This window comes from Paraburkholderia lebeckiae, assembly GCF_050436325.1.
In the GTDB taxonomy this organism is placed as follows: domain Bacteria; phylum Pseudomonadota; class Gammaproteobacteria; order Burkholderiales; family Burkholderiaceae; genus Paraburkholderia; species Paraburkholderia tuberum.
Genome location: NZ_JBNDLZ010000002.1, coordinates 2,969,704 through 2,983,336, shown reverse-complemented (window position 1 = coordinate 2,983,336; position 13,633 = coordinate 2,969,704). Strand labels below are relative to the sequence as shown.

23 protein-coding genes and 4 pseudogenes are annotated in these 13,633 nt (G+C 63.6%); 8 read left to right on the top strand and 19 right to left on the bottom strand.

Going from position 1 to position 13,633, the window contains the following annotated elements; genetic code table 11:
- Positions 1 to 42: 42 nt before the first annotated feature.
- The 19 genes and pseudogenes from OKW44_RS17030 to OKW44_RS16940 form a co-directional block, all read right to left on the bottom strand.
- Positions 43 to 885 (bottom strand): SIR2 family NAD-dependent protein deacylase, encoded by an 843-nt coding sequence (locus OKW44_RS17030; RefSeq protein WP_018423186.1) that lies wholly within the window; start codon positions 883 to 885, stop codon positions 43 to 45.
- A 10-nt stretch (positions 886 to 895) separates the two neighbouring features.
- On the bottom strand, positions 896 to 2,059 hold the full coding sequence (locus tag OKW44_RS17025) for a DegT/DnrJ/EryC1/StrS family aminotransferase (RefSeq protein WP_018423187.1): 1,164 nt from the start codon (positions 2,057 to 2,059) through the stop codon (positions 896 to 898).
- Positions 2,046 to 2,324: a hypothetical protein gene (locus OKW44_RS17020; RefSeq protein ID WP_018423188.1), complete on the bottom strand. Its 279-nt coding sequence runs from the start codon at positions 2,322 to 2,324 to the stop codon at positions 2,046 to 2,048. The genes OKW44_RS17025 and OKW44_RS17020 overlap by 14 nt, the downstream gene beginning before the upstream one ends.
- A 1-nt stretch (position 2,325) precedes the next feature.
- Positions 2,326 to 2,544, bottom strand: a complete 219-nt coding sequence (gene nifT, locus OKW44_RS17015; RefSeq protein WP_007177241.1) for a putative nitrogen fixation protein NifT — start codon at positions 2,542 to 2,544, stop codon at positions 2,326 to 2,328.
- Positions 2,545 to 2,574: 30 nt separating this feature from the next.
- Positions 2,575 to 2,706: a hypothetical protein gene (locus OKW44_RS17010; protein ID WP_018423189.1), complete on the bottom strand. Its 132-nt coding sequence runs from the start codon at positions 2,704 to 2,706 to the stop codon at positions 2,575 to 2,577.
- A gap of 9 nt (positions 2,707 to 2,715) precedes the next feature.
- The gene (locus tag OKW44_RS17005) at positions 2,716 to 2,967 is read right to left on the bottom strand and encodes an aminotransferase class V-fold PLP-dependent enzyme (RefSeq protein WP_018423190.1); all 252 of its coding nucleotides are present in this window, start codon (positions 2,965 to 2,967) and stop codon (positions 2,716 to 2,718) included.
- 77 nt (positions 2,968 to 3,044) lie between these two features.
- The gene (locus tag OKW44_RS17000; protein ID WP_018423191.1) at positions 3,045 to 3,416 is read right to left on the bottom strand and encodes a DUF3024 domain-containing protein; all 372 of its coding nucleotides are present in this window, start codon (positions 3,414 to 3,416) and stop codon (positions 3,045 to 3,047) included.
- The gene (locus OKW44_RS16995) at positions 3,413 to 3,688 is read right to left on the bottom strand and encodes a nitrogen fixation protein NifZ (RefSeq protein ID WP_018423192.1); all 276 of its coding nucleotides are present in this window, start codon (positions 3,686 to 3,688) and stop codon (positions 3,413 to 3,415) included. The genes OKW44_RS17000 and OKW44_RS16995 overlap by 4 nt, the downstream gene beginning before the upstream one ends.
- Positions 3,685 to 4,065: a nitrogen fixation protein NifZ gene (locus tag OKW44_RS16990; RefSeq protein WP_018423193.1), complete on the bottom strand. Its 381-nt coding sequence runs from the start codon at positions 4,063 to 4,065 to the stop codon at positions 3,685 to 3,687. Before OKW44_RS16990 ends, OKW44_RS16995 begins: the two co-directional genes overlap by 4 nt.
- Positions 4,058 to 4,894, bottom strand: a complete 837-nt coding sequence (locus OKW44_RS16985) for a 4Fe4S-binding leucine-rich repeat protein (protein ID WP_018423194.1) — start codon at positions 4,892 to 4,894, stop codon at positions 4,058 to 4,060. The genes OKW44_RS16990 and OKW44_RS16985 overlap by 8 nt, the downstream gene beginning before the upstream one ends.
- Entirely contained in the window at positions 4,891 to 5,472 is a 582-nt protein-coding gene (locus OKW44_RS16980) for a hypothetical protein (RefSeq protein ID WP_018423195.1), read from the bottom strand. The genes OKW44_RS16985 and OKW44_RS16980 overlap by 4 nt, the downstream gene beginning before the upstream one ends.
- A gap of 15 nt (positions 5,473 to 5,487) precedes the next feature.
- Positions 5,488 to 5,892, bottom strand: a complete 405-nt coding sequence (locus OKW44_RS16975) for a HesB/IscA family protein (protein WP_018423196.1) — start codon at positions 5,890 to 5,892, stop codon at positions 5,488 to 5,490.
- Between the two features lie 50 nt (positions 5,893 to 5,942).
- The gene (locus tag OKW44_RS16970) at positions 5,943 to 6,137 is read right to left on the bottom strand and encodes a 4Fe-4S binding protein (RefSeq protein WP_026226294.1); all 195 of its coding nucleotides are present in this window, start codon (positions 6,135 to 6,137) and stop codon (positions 5,943 to 5,945) included.
- A 40-nt stretch (positions 6,138 to 6,177) separates the two neighbouring features.
- A complete protein-coding gene (gene nifB, locus OKW44_RS16965; protein ID WP_018423198.1) occupies positions 6,178 to 7,773 on the bottom strand; it encodes a nitrogenase cofactor biosynthesis protein NifB in 1,596 nt (531 codons plus the stop codon).
- A 386-nt stretch (positions 7,774 to 8,159) separates the two neighbouring features.
- Positions 8,160 to 8,651 carry an AAA-type ATPase lid domain-containing protein gene (locus OKW44_RS16960; RefSeq protein ID WP_018423199.1) on the bottom strand — a complete coding sequence of 164 codons (492 nt, stop codon included), beginning with the start codon at positions 8,649 to 8,651 and terminating at the stop codon, positions 8,160 to 8,162.
- An 80-nt stretch (positions 8,652 to 8,731) separates the two neighbouring features.
- Positions 8,732 to 8,956: pseudogene (locus tag OKW44_RS16955) on the bottom strand (sigma 54-interacting transcriptional regulator); the annotation flags it as partial.
- Positions 8,956 to 9,216: a sigma 54-interacting transcriptional regulator gene (locus OKW44_RS16950; RefSeq protein ID WP_275426096.1), complete on the bottom strand. Its 261-nt coding sequence runs from the start codon at positions 9,214 to 9,216 to the stop codon at positions 8,956 to 8,958. The pseudogene OKW44_RS16955 and the gene OKW44_RS16950, both read right to left, overlap by 1 nt.
- The gene (locus OKW44_RS16945; protein ID WP_239499212.1) at positions 9,186 to 9,374 is read right to left on the bottom strand and encodes a hypothetical protein; all 189 of its coding nucleotides are present in this window, start codon (positions 9,372 to 9,374) and stop codon (positions 9,186 to 9,188) included. Before OKW44_RS16945 ends, OKW44_RS16950 begins: the two co-directional genes overlap by 31 nt.
- 174 nt (positions 9,375 to 9,548) lie before the next feature.
- Complete coding sequence (locus OKW44_RS16940) at positions 9,549 to 9,737, bottom strand: hypothetical protein (protein ID WP_018423203.1); 189 nt, start codon at positions 9,735 to 9,737, stop codon at positions 9,549 to 9,551.
- Between OKW44_RS16940 and OKW44_RS16935 the strand changes: the two genes are divergently transcribed.
- From OKW44_RS16935 to nifW, 8 genes and pseudogenes are all read left to right on the top strand, one after another.
- Positions 9,727 to 9,966, top strand: a complete 240-nt coding sequence (locus OKW44_RS16935) for a hypothetical protein (RefSeq protein ID WP_162634066.1) — start codon at positions 9,727 to 9,729, stop codon at positions 9,964 to 9,966. The genes OKW44_RS16940 and OKW44_RS16935 overlap by 11 nt on opposite strands.
- An 80-nt stretch (positions 9,967 to 10,046) precedes the next feature.
- Positions 10,047 to 10,831: pseudogene (locus OKW44_RS16930) on the top strand (aminotransferase class V-fold PLP-dependent enzyme); the annotation flags it as partial.
- Positions 10,823 to 10,957 (top strand): annotated as a pseudogene (locus OKW44_RS16925) (iron-sulfur cluster assembly scaffold protein); the annotation flags it as partial. The pseudogenes OKW44_RS16930 and OKW44_RS16925, both read left to right, overlap by 9 nt.
- A 66-nt stretch (positions 10,958 to 11,023) precedes the next feature.
- Positions 11,024 to 11,398, top strand: coding sequence for an iron-sulfur cluster insertion protein ErpA (erpA, locus tag OKW44_RS16920; protein WP_018423204.1), 375 nt, complete (start codon positions 11,024 to 11,026; stop codon positions 11,396 to 11,398).
- A 23-nt stretch (positions 11,399 to 11,421) separates the two neighbouring features.
- A pseudogene (locus OKW44_RS16915) lies at positions 11,422 to 11,574 on the top strand (2Fe-2S iron-sulfur cluster-binding family protein); the annotation flags it as partial.
- A 398-nt stretch (positions 11,575 to 11,972) separates the two neighbouring features.
- Positions 11,973 to 13,109, top strand: coding sequence for a homocitrate synthase (gene nifV, locus OKW44_RS16910; protein WP_018423206.1), 1,137 nt, complete (start codon positions 11,973 to 11,975; stop codon positions 13,107 to 13,109).
- Positions 13,106 to 13,258, top strand: coding sequence for a hypothetical protein (locus OKW44_RS16905; protein WP_018423207.1), 153 nt, complete (start codon positions 13,106 to 13,108; stop codon positions 13,256 to 13,258). The genes nifV and OKW44_RS16905 overlap by 4 nt, the downstream gene beginning before the upstream one ends.
- A gap of 5 nt (positions 13,259 to 13,263) precedes the next feature.
- Positions 13,264 to 13,602 carry a nitrogenase stabilizing/protective protein NifW gene (gene nifW, locus OKW44_RS16900; protein WP_018423208.1) on the top strand — a complete coding sequence of 113 codons (339 nt, stop codon included), beginning with the start codon at positions 13,264 to 13,266 and terminating at the stop codon, positions 13,600 to 13,602.
- The last annotated feature ends 31 nt before the right edge of the window (positions 13,603 to 13,633 follow it).

Below are 13,633 nucleotides of genomic sequence, written 5' to 3'. Positions count from 1 at the left end.
ATAAAAGGCTACGGATGAAGAACGATGAATAGCGGCCACGCTTCACGCGGCCAGTGCGGGTTGCAAGGCATCCACCAACGCTTCGGCGAACCCGCCCAGCGGCATCGCGATGCACGTGATGCCCTGCTCTTCGAGGAAGCGCGCCTCCATACGCGTCGGTTCGTCGGGCAGCACGGCCCAGTGCATGTCGGAGGAGCGCTTCATGATCTGGCGCGCGAAACTGCGTGTGAGCTGGTCGTCGAAACGGCAGCCCAGAAACAAAAAACTGCGACCGCTGCGCCACGCCTGCACGGCGGGCGGAATGGGCGTCTGGATATCGATCTCGGTCATGACTTCGACGAAGTCGCTGTCAGAGACCAGGTAGTTAGAGGCCGGCGCACGGCCGCCAATCGGCTTGTAGAGCAGCGCGCCCGAGGCCGGCACGTCATCCAGCAACGCGCCGTCTGCGCTATAGGCCGCGAACCAATGGCCGAAATGCTCGGCCTGCGACAGCCCCTGCAACTGCGCCCAGCCGCCCTGCGGCCGCGCCTGCGCCAGCGCGCAGGCGAAGGTGTCGTCGTACCAGCTGTCGACAACCAGCCCGGCGCCGATCGCCGCCAGCGCGCAATGCAGTGCCGACGGCGTCGGCGTCATGGCGAAGGCCTCATTCATGACGCTCACCAGCGACTTGCGATGCTTGAAGTTTTCGATGAACTGCGCCGCCTGGGTCAGCCGGGTGCGGATCTTGTGCAGCACGCTGACCTTGGCCGTGATGATTTCGGCGAGCGCGAGCGGCGTGGCAGGGACGGCCGTATCGGGGCACAGCGCGAGCAGCGCTGGTCCCAGGTACGGAATGACGCCGCCCGCACACAGGCGTTCGGCGATGGTCTGGACTGAAACGGTCATGGAGTGCGCCTCACAGATAAATGGCGGCGCCGGCGCCCACGTTGGTTGCGGTGTCTTTCAGCGTCTTGACGATGTACTTGACCTGGTCGGTGTCGAGCAGCGTGTGCAGCGGCAGCGCCAGCGCGCGATCGCCGATGCGCTCGGTGTCGGGCAACAGGCCGCTCTTGCGGCCGATCGCATCGCCCGCGTTCATGTAGTGAAACTGCTGATGCAGCGGATGGCTGTAGGCCACCGTCTCAATGCCGCAAGATTTCATGTCGTCGATCATCTGGGCGCGCGCGCTCTGCGTAAAACGCTTGCCCAAATGCACAACATAGAGCATCCAGTGCACTTCTTCGACGTCCTCGGCCACGTAGGCCGGCTTGATCCCTTCGAAGCTTTGCATCTCTTCGTGATACCAGGTCTCGACCTGCTTTCGCTGCGCGAGGCGCGTGTCGAGTTCGGCCAGTTGCGCGAGACCGAGCGCGGCGGTCAGATCACTGATGCCCGCCTGCAGCGGCACCCACGAGCCGACCGAGACGGACGCGCGGTCCGTGACGCGCCGCTCGCGCAGATAGCGCAGTTCATGGACGAGTTCGTCATCGTCGGTGACAAGCATGCCGCCCGCTCCTGTGCACAGCGCGGACGGGCTGGAGAAGTCGAACACAGATACGTCGCCGAAACAGCCCACGTTGCGGCCCCGGTAGCGCGAGCCCAACGCCTCAGTACTGTCTTCGATCAGCCGCAAGCGCTGCGCGTCGGCCAGTTCGCGCAGCAGCGCCCACGCGGCCGGGTGGCCGTTGGTGTTGCCGGCGAGGATCGCGCGCGTGCGAGGGCCGATCTTCTGCGCGGCTTTTTCGGCGCTCAGACAACCGCTCCAGTAGTCGATGTCGGCGAACACCGGCGCGGCTCCCGCCAGCGTGATCGCCTGCGCCACCTGATGCCAGGCGTGCGACGCGCAGACCACCTCGTCTCCCAGGCCGATCCCCATCGCGCGCAACGCAATCCAGGTGGCGAGCGTGCCGCTCGCGACCGCGACCGCATACTCCCGGCCAACCCAGCCCGCAAACGCGCGCTCGAACGAATCAAGCATCGGCCCGTCGCTCCAACGCGAGGATTGCAGCACCGCGTTAACGAGATCGATCTCGCGCGCGGCGCAAGCCGGTTCGCTCAGCGCGATCTCATCGATTTCCATGTGCCTTCTCCTCGGTCAGGATCAACGGATCGGCCTCTTCAGGCCGCTGCGTGATGGACCTGCAATGCCCGGCCGACATCGCGAAATAGATACTGCGCACACCGAACCGAAGCGCTGCTGTCTCGTCGCGCATCACCGTTGCGCTGACATGCATTGTGCGCACCTCGGGATAACGTTCGTGCCATTGCGCGGCGGCGTCGCGTAGCGTCGGTGCCGTGCGGAGCAGGTCCGCCGCGAAGTCCAATTGCTCGGCGTTCAGGCTCATCTCACTCCTCCACGCCAGCAATGCGCCGCGCTTCGACCGTGATCGGCAGCGGCGTATCGTCGGCCATCGCGGGTAATTCGAGTTGCCAGCCGTTCGCGAGCGTGACGAGACCGCCCCACATCCCGGGTTGCGCCATCGCGACAATGGGCTCTTCCAGGTCCTTCTTTGGCACGTAGGCGCTCAGCGCGCCCTTGCTGTCCTTGCGGATCATGACTTTCATGGTTGCGGACTCCGGAGATTGATGACAGGTTCAAGCGGAATGCGCTGCTTCCTCCAGCAGTGGACGAAGCAACGGTGGCAGATGGGCGAGCACGTACTCAATGTCCTGCGCCGTAGTGATTTCGCCGAGCGACAGCCGCACCGCCACGTGCAGCCAGCGCACGCGCCAGCTTCAGGTGCCCGCTGCATGTTCGATCGCGCTGAATACGCCACGGTGCCGGCCCTCCGGCGCCGCCGCGCGCAGCCCGCACACGGTCAGGTGATTGGCTTCGGTGGCGCCGCTGGTGAAGATCAACTCTGCGGGCTTGCAACCGAGCGCTCGCGCGATCGTCGCGCGGGCCGCAGCGAGCGTGCCCTTCACCTTCTGCCCGACGGCATGCTGCGACGACGCGTTGCCCCACACATCCGTCAAGATGGACAGCATCGCCTGCCACGGCGGAGGCTGGCGGCATGGTCGCGTTGTGGTCGAGATAGATCGTCGCCCGGCTCCGTTAGTTTGCTTCACGGCCAGAACACGCATTCGCGATCGATGCACAGCGTGTCCAGCAGCTCGGCCAGATTGGTGCTCTCATGCTGGGGCATCCATCGGTGCGACGCATGATCGCGCGCGCTCAGGTGCCACCTACCGTCTTCATCGCGCGTGAGCCAGGCTATGTCGATCAGCCCGCCATTCGCGTCGACATTGCGGGAGCAGCACGGGCTCTCGACACGGAACCCCTGCCCATCGCGCAGCACGCGCGGCACCACATAGCGGTAGCGGGTACGCTCGCGCAACGCTTGCTCGATCTGGCGCTGGGTCAGGTCGAACGGGCGGCCCGCGCGCAAACCGTCGCGCGGCGGCGCCGCTTCTGGCGCGCTCGCCTGAACCGTCATGACATGACTCCTTCTTCGGGTAGCAGGCCGGCGGGTGCGGGCGCAATTTCATTCTCCGTGCATCCGACGACACAGTTGCCGAACTCCACCAGATAGACCGGCTCGCCGCTCTCAACCACCCGGCCGACGTTGACGATTTCGCCGACCGTACCCGCCTCGGCCAGACAATCGTCCTGGCCGCGCTCCGGAAAGCTGCCGTCGTTGCACAGGTCATCCAGCGCGATCACGCGCATGCCCCACTGATAAGCAGGCTGAACCGGTTCGATACTCATGCTGACGGCTCCTGCGGTTGCGACGTTTCCGGCTGGACCCGTGTGCCGATCTTGTGCAGCGCTTCGGCCCGCTCGCCCAAGCCTTGCAGCACGTCGTCCGGCAGGTTGTCGAGCGTGCATAGCTCTTTCGCGCGCATGCCGACACGGTGGCCGCTCTCGACGAACTCCACTGCGTAGATATAGAACCGCTGAAGGAAGGTGTCGATGCTGGTGACGTAGCCGAACTCGCCCTTGTTCACCAGCACTTCGCCGACGTCCTTGCCGTTGTAGGTGCCGTCGTTTCGGATCACCGCGCGTGCGATCACGCGCTCGCCGTAGTTGAAGCGCGGGGGAAACGCGACCTCGATCAGGTCGTCGTCGCGGTTGATGTCAGCCATGCTTCACTCCCGCTGATCGTTGCGTCTGTCCAGTGGTCATCAGGTTCGCGACCTCGCCCGACTGCCGGCGCCGCCGCGCGAGCGCGCGCACCTCTTCGTCCGCGTCGTCCACCCGCGACGCCACGATTTCGCCAGCGGCGCGCCCCGCGACTTCCCAGCGCACTCGCCAATCGGGATCGAACGCGAGGCGCGATAGCAGCGTCGCGGGCAGACGCTCGGCGACGATGCGGCGTACCTCGGCCTCGCTGTCGTCGGCAATACGCAGCAGCGCGGGCATCTCAAGACGCTCGGCCAGTCGCATCCGGACTACGCGATCAGGGTCGCCGATCATCTGCGGCAGCAGCGCGAGCGGCAGACGCTGCGCCACCCATTCGCGCACGCCGTAGTCGGAATCGCCCCGCATGTCGACCAATGCAGCAGACGACAGGCGCTGCGCCACGCGAATCCGCACCTCGCGATGCGGATCGTGGATCAGGCGCGCCAGTTGCGCCTGCGGCAATCGCAACGCGAGCTGCAGCCGGACCATCTCGTCCGGGTCGCCGAGCAATGCGGGCAGACAAAAGACATCGGCGTGACTCGCGGCGATTGCGCGCACCTCGAAGTACGGATGCGCAAGCTGCTCGTTGGCCAGTTCAGGATGCCAGTGAAAGAAGCGCTCGATGCGGCGCGCGTACGCATCCTGCATGCACGCGTGACCTGGCCCGCAACCGTGCTCCGCCGGCAACTCGCGGAACCGCACATACCCGCAGCCGGCGCAGTCGAGCGGGCCGCCCTGCCAGCGACGCGGTGCAATGTCGCCGCCTGGTACGCGCACGTTCTGTACGCTCATGGTTGCGTCCCCGTCCAGCCGCGCGTCGGATACTCACTCAGCGCATCCATTGCATCGTCGGACCCGACGCCGGTCTCATGACGATCCAAGACCTGCGAAAGCAGCGCGCCGCCCACCCGGTCTTCGGGATCGAGCCGGCGCAATTCGCGCAGTAGCATGCGCGCTTCTTCAAAGTCGCCGAGACGCATGTTGAGGTACGCGAGGCCTTTCAGCGTGAACAGATAAAAACGCGCGGCCGCGTCATAACGCGTGGTCACGATCGCGGCCGCAAGCGGTTCGTCGCCGAAATTTGAGCCCAGCGCGGTGCGAGCGACCGCCAGCGCGTCTTCGCCGATCGCACGCGCCTGCGCCAATTGATGGCCGTAGAAGTAAAAGCGGTACAGCGCGATCAACGGCACCGGATGGCGCGGCGCGGCGGCTCGGGCGCGTTGCAACAGCGCGAGCGCCTCGTCGGGGCGCTCGCGCAGCCGACCCGCCTCGGCGATCAATGCATTGACGCCTGACGGCAAGCCGCCGCCAATTGCGCTCTGCGCAAACGCGGTCATTGCGTCGTCGAGGGCACGGTCGCCAGACTCCATCGCCATCGCTCCTCTTCAGGAGATCTGACGCGGCAGCGGCGGCCGCCCGCGGCCAATCGCGCTGACATCGATGGTCGCCACGCCCGGCGGCGCCGACTCCGCACTGCTGCAACCACAAGCGGCCTGGTTCGGATTGAAGAAGATCAAGCCGGACTGGGTTGGCGTGTCGGCGAAATCGATCGTTATGCCTTCGAGCATCAGCCGGCTCTCAGCCGGCAGGAATACGCGCAGGCCGTTGATGTCGAGTTCCTGTTCGCCTGGTTGCAGCGCCGGCTCGGCGGTGAATTTCGCGGTATAGCCGGAACAGCCGTCGGCGCTCACCACCAGACGAAAGCCGGCGCCAGCCGGCAGGCCCGAAAAGCGCACGATACGACGCATGAACTTCTCGGCGGCGCTCGTAACAGTTACGTTGGACAGCATGATGCGTAGTCTCCTGATGGATGAATGGCCGGCCCGGCCACGAGCCAGACTCAAACCTGAACGATGCAGCCGTCCACGGGACACACGGCGACGCACTGCGGGTCGTCGAAGTGGCCTTCGCATTCGGTGCATTTCTTGGGGTCGATCGCGAACACGCCGCCTTTCTCGCTGATCGCCACATTGGGGCATTCCGGTTCGCAGGCCGAGCATCCCGTACAGGTGGACGCAATAATCTTCAGAGGCATGGAGGCTCTCCTGTTGTCCTGTCTGGAAGGGTGTGGGGTGTCACGCAGCTGAGGCTGACGAGGTGTAAGCACCCTGGCGGATCGAAGCATCGCCGCGGTCCCGGTGCACGATGGCGCCGCTGGCGATGCGACTGCGGTAGTCGTTGAACCAAGCAAGCACCGCTTTTTCGATAAATTCGCCGCCGTACTGATCGACCGGCTCGATGCCCGCATGCGCCAGTTCGTCTTTCGGGCAGGCGCCGATCTTCGCGACCAGCACCGAGTGGCAGTCGTGGAGCGCGCGCACGACCGACGGTAGTTGCTCGTCGTCGCCGTAACCGCCCCGGCAATACAGGTCCACCCGGCGATGGCCGACGAACAGCGCTCCGGCTGCCGAGACCTCGAAGATCTGAAACTCCGTGACGTGGCCGAAGTGCTCGTTGACCCGGCCGCCGCCCTTCGTTGCGACCGCGACCAGCGCCTTCATGTCGTCGGCGACGTCGATCTCGCGAGAGACAGCCAGCGCTTCTTGCTTCGCGTCGTGCTGCGCCTGACGCTCGGCTTCGACGCGCTTCTGGTATTCACGGCGGCGGTCGAGGTCGTAGACCACTTCCATCTGCTCGATCTTGTCGAGCGTGAAATCCTCGCTGCGGTCCTCGCCCAGCAGGCCAACCGCATCCGCGCGGCACTGGCGGCAATGACGCATCAGGTTGGCGCCGCCCATGCAGGCGTCCTGCACAACCTTCAGTTCCTGCGCAGTCGGTCCGCGCTGGCCGTTCAGGCCAAAGTGAGTGCCGTGCTCGGGCTCCGAGATCAGCGGCATGATGTTATGCAGGAACGCGCCGCGTTTCTTGACGTCGCGGTTGACCTCGATCAGGTGCTCCTCGTTGATGCCGGGAATCAGCACCGAGTTGATCTTGGTCAGCACGCCGCGTGCGGTGAGCATCTCGAGACCCTTCATCTGCCGGTCATGAAGGATGCGGGCTGCTTCGTAACCGGTCACGCGCTTGTGCTTCCAGAAAATCCACGGATAGATTTTCTCGCCCACCGCCGGGTCGACCATGTTGATGGTAATTGTCACGTGGTCGATGTTGTACTTGCAGATTTCGTCCACGAGGTCGGGCAACGCCAAGCCATTGGTCGACAGGCACAGCTTGATGTCCGGCGCCTGTTCCTGCAGCATCCGGATCGTCTCGAAGGTCTTCTTCGGGTTCGCCAGCGAATCGCCGGGACCGGCAATGCCAAGCACCGTCATCTGTGGAATCTCGCTTGCGACCGCAACGACCTTCTTCACTGCCTGTTGCGGCGTTAGCTTCTGAGAGACCACGCCGGGACGCGACTCGTTCGCGCAGTCGTATTTGCGGTTGCAGTAGTTGCACTGGACGTTGCAAGCCGGCGCCACCGCCACATGCATGCGCGCATAGTGATGATGGGCTTCTTCCGAGTAGCACGGGTGATTCTTGACCTTCTCCCAGATGTCCGGCGGCATGTCGTCGAGACTACCCGACGCGCCGCAGCTGGCCTTACCCTCGCCACCGTGCGTGCCGCAGCCGCCACCGGTGGACGGGTCTTCGATCTTTACGCCGAGCGGTTTAATCTGCCCGATGCTGATATAGGCCGCTGCGGGCAAGTCGCTCGCATTTGAACTCGCTTGCATGGATATCTCCTCGCAACCAACGGCGGCCGCGCGCAAGCCATAGAGCCAGATCCATGCCACTCGACAAGAACGCCAGGAATCAACGGGTTAGGATATATTTCGCAGTTCTGTTTGATCCCGGCGCGCGACGTATCCCTACAATTTCGTTGCGTCGTGTCGGTGTTGCGACAAATCTCACACGACCCGGACAGCATGTTCGGAACCAGCGAGATGGACCCGCACAAACTGGGCAGGCGAAGCACTCTCTATCCTGGCCAGATCCGGCGAACCTCAACAGAGGATTTATGCAGCGCATAGCCCATCTGCAGGGGTGTGATCCCAGCGAGCGCGCCCCCTTCGCCTGGACCGAGCCGCAGCGTTGCATCGCCCAAATCAATCGTTCGCGTTCACCCTCCGGCTTCCCCTGCTAGCGATGTCGCGAACGTGTGGTCGTCCGCCACCGGATCCAGATCAGCGGCAGCCTCAGTGGCTGTGCTGCCGGACCAGACAGCCGGTGCAGACGCCATATCCGGATCATGGTGCCCGTACGGCGGCTGCGACGACGGCACTTCAGCGATCGATATTTCGCCCAGAGGCGCGGGACGAACCACATCGTCGCGCTCGACGTAGTGCAGCACCTTCGTCAGACAATGGTCCTCCTGACAGAGGAACTTGAAACGGTCCATCACGCCGTCACGTGTCATGGTCGCCGTGCGTTCGACACAGTTCTCCAGTTCACGAACCTTGCCCGGCCAGTAGCATCTCCTCAGCACCCGCATCGCTTCCGCGTCGAAGCGAATGGACTGCGCGTTTTCGCGGTTGAAGCGGGCAAGAAGCTGGGCCTTGGCTGGAATATCTTCTCGCCGCGCACGCAGGGGCGGCAACTCGATACTGACCACGTTGATACGGTAGTAGAGATCGAGCGCAACTCGCCGGCCTTCACCGTCCGTTCAAGGTTGCGATTGGTCGCGAGAATCAGACACACATCGACCTTCACCGGCGTCATACCGCCAACATGCTCGAAATCGCGCTTCTGGAGCACACGCAACAGCTAGGCCTGAAACGACGGCGAGATATCGCCGATCTCGTCCAGGAACAGCCTACCGCCGTGCGCCAGTTCAAAGCGGCCCTTACTTGGCCCCTGCGCGCCGGTGAACGCACCGTTCTCGTGGCCGAACAGCTCGCTTTCCCGCAGGCACTCCATCAACGCCGCGCACTTGCCCCGACGAACGACTCGCTGCTACGCGGCGACAAGTCGTGGATCGCACGCGCGATGACTTCCTTGCCACTTCCGCTCTCGCCGCACAGCAGCACGGTGGTACGTGCGGGGCGAGCTCGTGAACCTGAGCGAACACCGCCTGCATCGCCGCCGACACACCGACACCTGGTCGATCTGTTAAGCGGGCTTGATCGCCTTTCGCATGCGCCCGACGTCAATCCTGCATGCTGTCGTGCGCCGCGCATACGCTGCGCTGGAGTAGCAACGCCTGCCCCATCGGGGTCGCGACAATCATCACCAGATGCAGGTCGTCGGCAAACAGCCGGCTTGCACCGGGGTTCACGCAATCGACAGCGAGCACGCCGAGAGTGCGCCAGTGGGCGTGGAAATGCGTCGCGAGCATGGCGATGCACGCCCCCGGTATCTGGTCCGCGCCACCCATGCAAACAGGAACGCGGGTTCATCGTTCAGGTTGGGCACGATCACCCCAATGCCGCTCTTTCACGCGCGGCCGACGATACCTTCGCCGGGCCGGAACTGAAGACGCTGCTGCTCGTCACGCGAAAGACCGTAGCACTCAGGCCGCGCAGTTGCCTGTCCGTTCGGCCAGCATCACAAAGGCGCGCCGCCACTCCATCGTCTGCAAAAGATAGTTCAGGGACTCGCGGAAGGCTTTCGCCACATCGAGCGACGAAACCAGCGTCTTGCTCACCTCGTAAACGCCGTCCAGCGCTTGCCGGGCAACGCTTGCCTGAATGTTCACCATTGACTTCCCCTTCGTGCGCTGCGCGCTTTTGATATACCAGCGCAAGGCGCACGATCGACGCAAAGACACAGCGTTTGAAGTAAGCGCATTTCTACGCCTGACGATTCAGCCATCGCGCATGTCAATCCCGCGCGCGTACCGACAAATCCGACAAAAAGAACGGCGGCAATCCTCGCTCGTCGGGCGCATCGACACAAAAACAACAGCGAAACAACAGCGGCCCAGCTGAAAGAGGCCACTAGAGCGTGAAAATCCACTGGCATGGAAGTTGCCCTGAAGGTCGCATTACCCCGCTTTCAAGAGCCTGCAATGTCGGATTTCCAACGCGTCAGTACCGGCCTCCATCCGCGCGGCGCCAACCCGGTGCATCTGGATCATGCCGCCACCACGCCGGTCGATCCGCGCGTGATCAGACGCATGCTGCCTTACCTGACCCAGATGTACGGCGATCCCGCCAGCCGTTCGCATGCCTATGGCTGGGTCGGCGAAGAAGCGGTGGAACTGGCCCGCGAGCAGGTCAGCTCGCTCGTCAACGCGGACCCGCACGAGATTGTCTGGACCTCCGGAGCTACGGAATCGAACAATCCCGCGATCAAGGGTGCCGCGCACCTTCATCGCGCCAAAGGCAATCCCCTGGTGACGCTCACGACCGAGCACCAGTCGGTGCTCACCGCGATGCTCGAACTTGATCGCGATGACTTCGAGGTCTCAGTGTTGCCGGTGCAAGAAAGCGGTCTCGTGGACCTCGCCGTGTTCGAAGCAGCGCTCCAGCCGGGCGCCGTGCTTGCGTCGGTGATGTTCGTCAACAACGAGACGGGCGTGATCCAGGACATCGCCGCAATCGGCGCGCCCTGCCGCGCCCAGGGCATCCTGCCGCACGTGGATGCCGCGCAGGCCGCCGGCAAGGTGCCGATCGATCTCCCCGCTTTGCCGGTCGATCTGATGTCGTTCTCGGCTCACAGGATCGACGGCCCCAAAGACATTGGCGCGCTGTATGTGGGACTAGGCCGCGCATGCGGATCGCGTGTCAAATGCACGGCGGCGTCCACGAGCGCGGCATGCGCTCGGGGACGTTGTGCACGCATCAGATCGTCCAGGAACTGCCATTGCCGCCGGTCGAGATCCACTGCTCGATTCTCGCCGAGGACGCGATCAAGGCGGCCGTGTCTGACTTTCGCTCGCACCAGACGATTCGAGACGCAGCAGCCGACGACCTGTAACTCGCCGAGCAACCGACCTGCTCGTCTAACCCGAAGTGAGTCCATTCAAGCCTGAGAGGAACCTCCATGGAAACGCTCACCCAACCGGCTTCCGCCACACCCGGCGTCATGCCCGGCCTACTCGAATTCACGCCTCGGGCCGCTGCGAAAGTGGCCTCGCTGGTCGAGGAAGAAGGCAATCCCAACCTGAAGCTGCGGCTGTACGTGTCCGGCGGCGGCTGTTCGGGCTTCCAGTACGGCTTCGCGTTCGACGACCAGGTGGCGGACGACGACATGCAGACCGTCACGGACGGCGTCACGCTGCTGGTCGATTCGATGAGCCAGCAATACCTGCCCGGCGCGCGCGTCGACTACGAAGACGGCCTGGAAGGTTCGCGCTTCGTCATTCACAACCCCAATGCGCAGAGCACCTGTGGCTGCGGCAGTTCGTTTTCCGTGTGAGGCAATCATGAAAATCTCACTGACTGGCGCCTCCCGACGACGAGGAGAACGACCAGTTCGACAATGCGTGAGGCCTTGACGTGCAATCGCGTCTCGCGTGCTGCGTGAAGCTGCGCGACGCCGACCTGACGATCGAACTGCCGCCACTTACGCGCGAGCTCGCGCGTAAGCATTGAGGGCATGCGTCTTTAGCGCTGTGCGGCCTCTTCAAGCGCCATAGCGGTCATCGCCGCGAGCGCATAGCCGCGCTGATAGCCGCCGCCTGTGTTTATCTTCCCGCATCGCCGTTGCTATGGATAGCCAATCCCTACAGCGTCTGCATCGCGCCGACCGCCTCCGCACGTCCTGGCTGACCACGCCCATCGCATCGCGCATCGCTTTCTGCAGCGCCGTGTTCATCGCTACGCCTGGCTGTACGAAACAGGACATTCGCGACAGGTCTTCGTTGGAACCGCTTCATCACAGCGCCAGCGAACACCGGAAAGCCCCGCGGCAGCAAGCGGCTATTCGCACTAACCGTGCATGGCGCAGTACTTGCAAACCGTATGATCAAATGCCTAAAGGACAACTTCCCGTGTCGAATCCGATCATCAACGACACCACACTGCGCGACGGCGAACAGACTGCCGGAGTCGCATTCACGGTTGCCGAAAAATGCGCGATTGCCGAGGCGCTCTCAAGCGCCGGCGTACCCGAACTGGAAATCGGTATCCCCGCGATGGGTGCCGAGGAAATCGATTGCATCCAGACCATCGTCGCGCTGAATCTCGACGCCGATCTGATGGTCTGGGGCCGTCTCACCGACGCGGACCTGGCGTCGGCCTTGTGCTGCAATCCCGACATCATTCACCTGTCGATTCCTGTGTCCGATATCCACCTTCAACACATATTGCGACAGCCGCGCTCGTGGGTGCTCGCGCAGGTGAATCGCGTGATCAGCGCCGCCGTCAAAAGCGGCCGCAAGGTTTCGCTGGGCGCGGAGGATGCCTCGCGCGCGGACCCCTCGTTCCTTGCCGACGTGGCGCGGCACGCGCAACAGTGCGGTGCGCAACGCATCCGCTTTGCGGACACGCTCGGCGTCCTCGATCCTTTTTCGACCTATGAAGCGATTGCGCGATTGCACGACGCGGTCGATCTGGAAATCGAAATCCACGCGCACAACGACCTCGGGCTCGCGACCGCGAACACCCTTGCCGCACTGCGCGCCGGCGCAACCCACTCCAACACCACTGTCAATGGTCTCGGCGAACGCGCCGGAAATGCCGCGCTGGAGGAGATCGTGATGGGCGTGCGCCATATCATGGGTCGCAACACCGGCGTCGACACGACCGCGCTATTGAGCATCTCGCGGCTTGTCGAACGGGCTTCAGGACGCCCGGTCGCGCTCAACAAAAGCATTGTCGGCGCCAGCGTATTCACGCACGAGTCCGGCATCCACACAGACGGGCTCGCGAAGAATGCATCGACCTACGAGAGCTTCGATCCCGCCGAACTCGGTCGCGAACGCTCGGTCGTGCTCGGCAAGCATTCGGGTTCGCAAAGCGTGCGCCGGGCTTATGACACGCTCGGCCTGGCCGTCAGTGAAAAGCTGCTCGTGCTGCTGCTGACCCGTATCCGCCACCATGCCACCCAGCACAAGCAAACGCCCAGCGCCGCCGACCTGTATCGCTTCCTGATCGAATTGCGCTACACCGTCGGAGAATTGTCATGAGCGGCGTTGTGGTCGGCTTCACGAAGTGCGTCGCGCGACCCGAACAGTCGGGCACGACGACGCCGCGCGCCACCAGCGGCGCCTGCGACAAGTACTTCGCCGAGCCGACGTTCTGTCCACACCTATCCTCATCCGCTTGCAAGGAGTAAACGCGATGGAAAGCTTTATCCAGCAACTCAAGGCGCTGTCCTCAGCCGAGGACTTCCTGCAGTTCTTCGGCATTCCGTTCGACCAGAAGGTCGTCAACGTGAGTCGACTGCACATCCTCAAGCGCTTCTTTCAGTACATCCAGCAACAGGACACGCTGCCGGAAGCCGACGAACCCGCCCTGTTCGCGTCATATCACGCGCTGCTGCTGAAGGCTTACGGCGACTTCGTCACCTCCACGCCGGCGCAGGAAAAAGTGTTCAAGATGTTCCGGGACACAAATGGGCGGCAGCACGTTTCACTCGACAGTCTGCGCGCGTCGCTGCCCGCGCGCACCCTTGCCTGACAGGTGGAGCAAGACCATGCACATCGTTAAG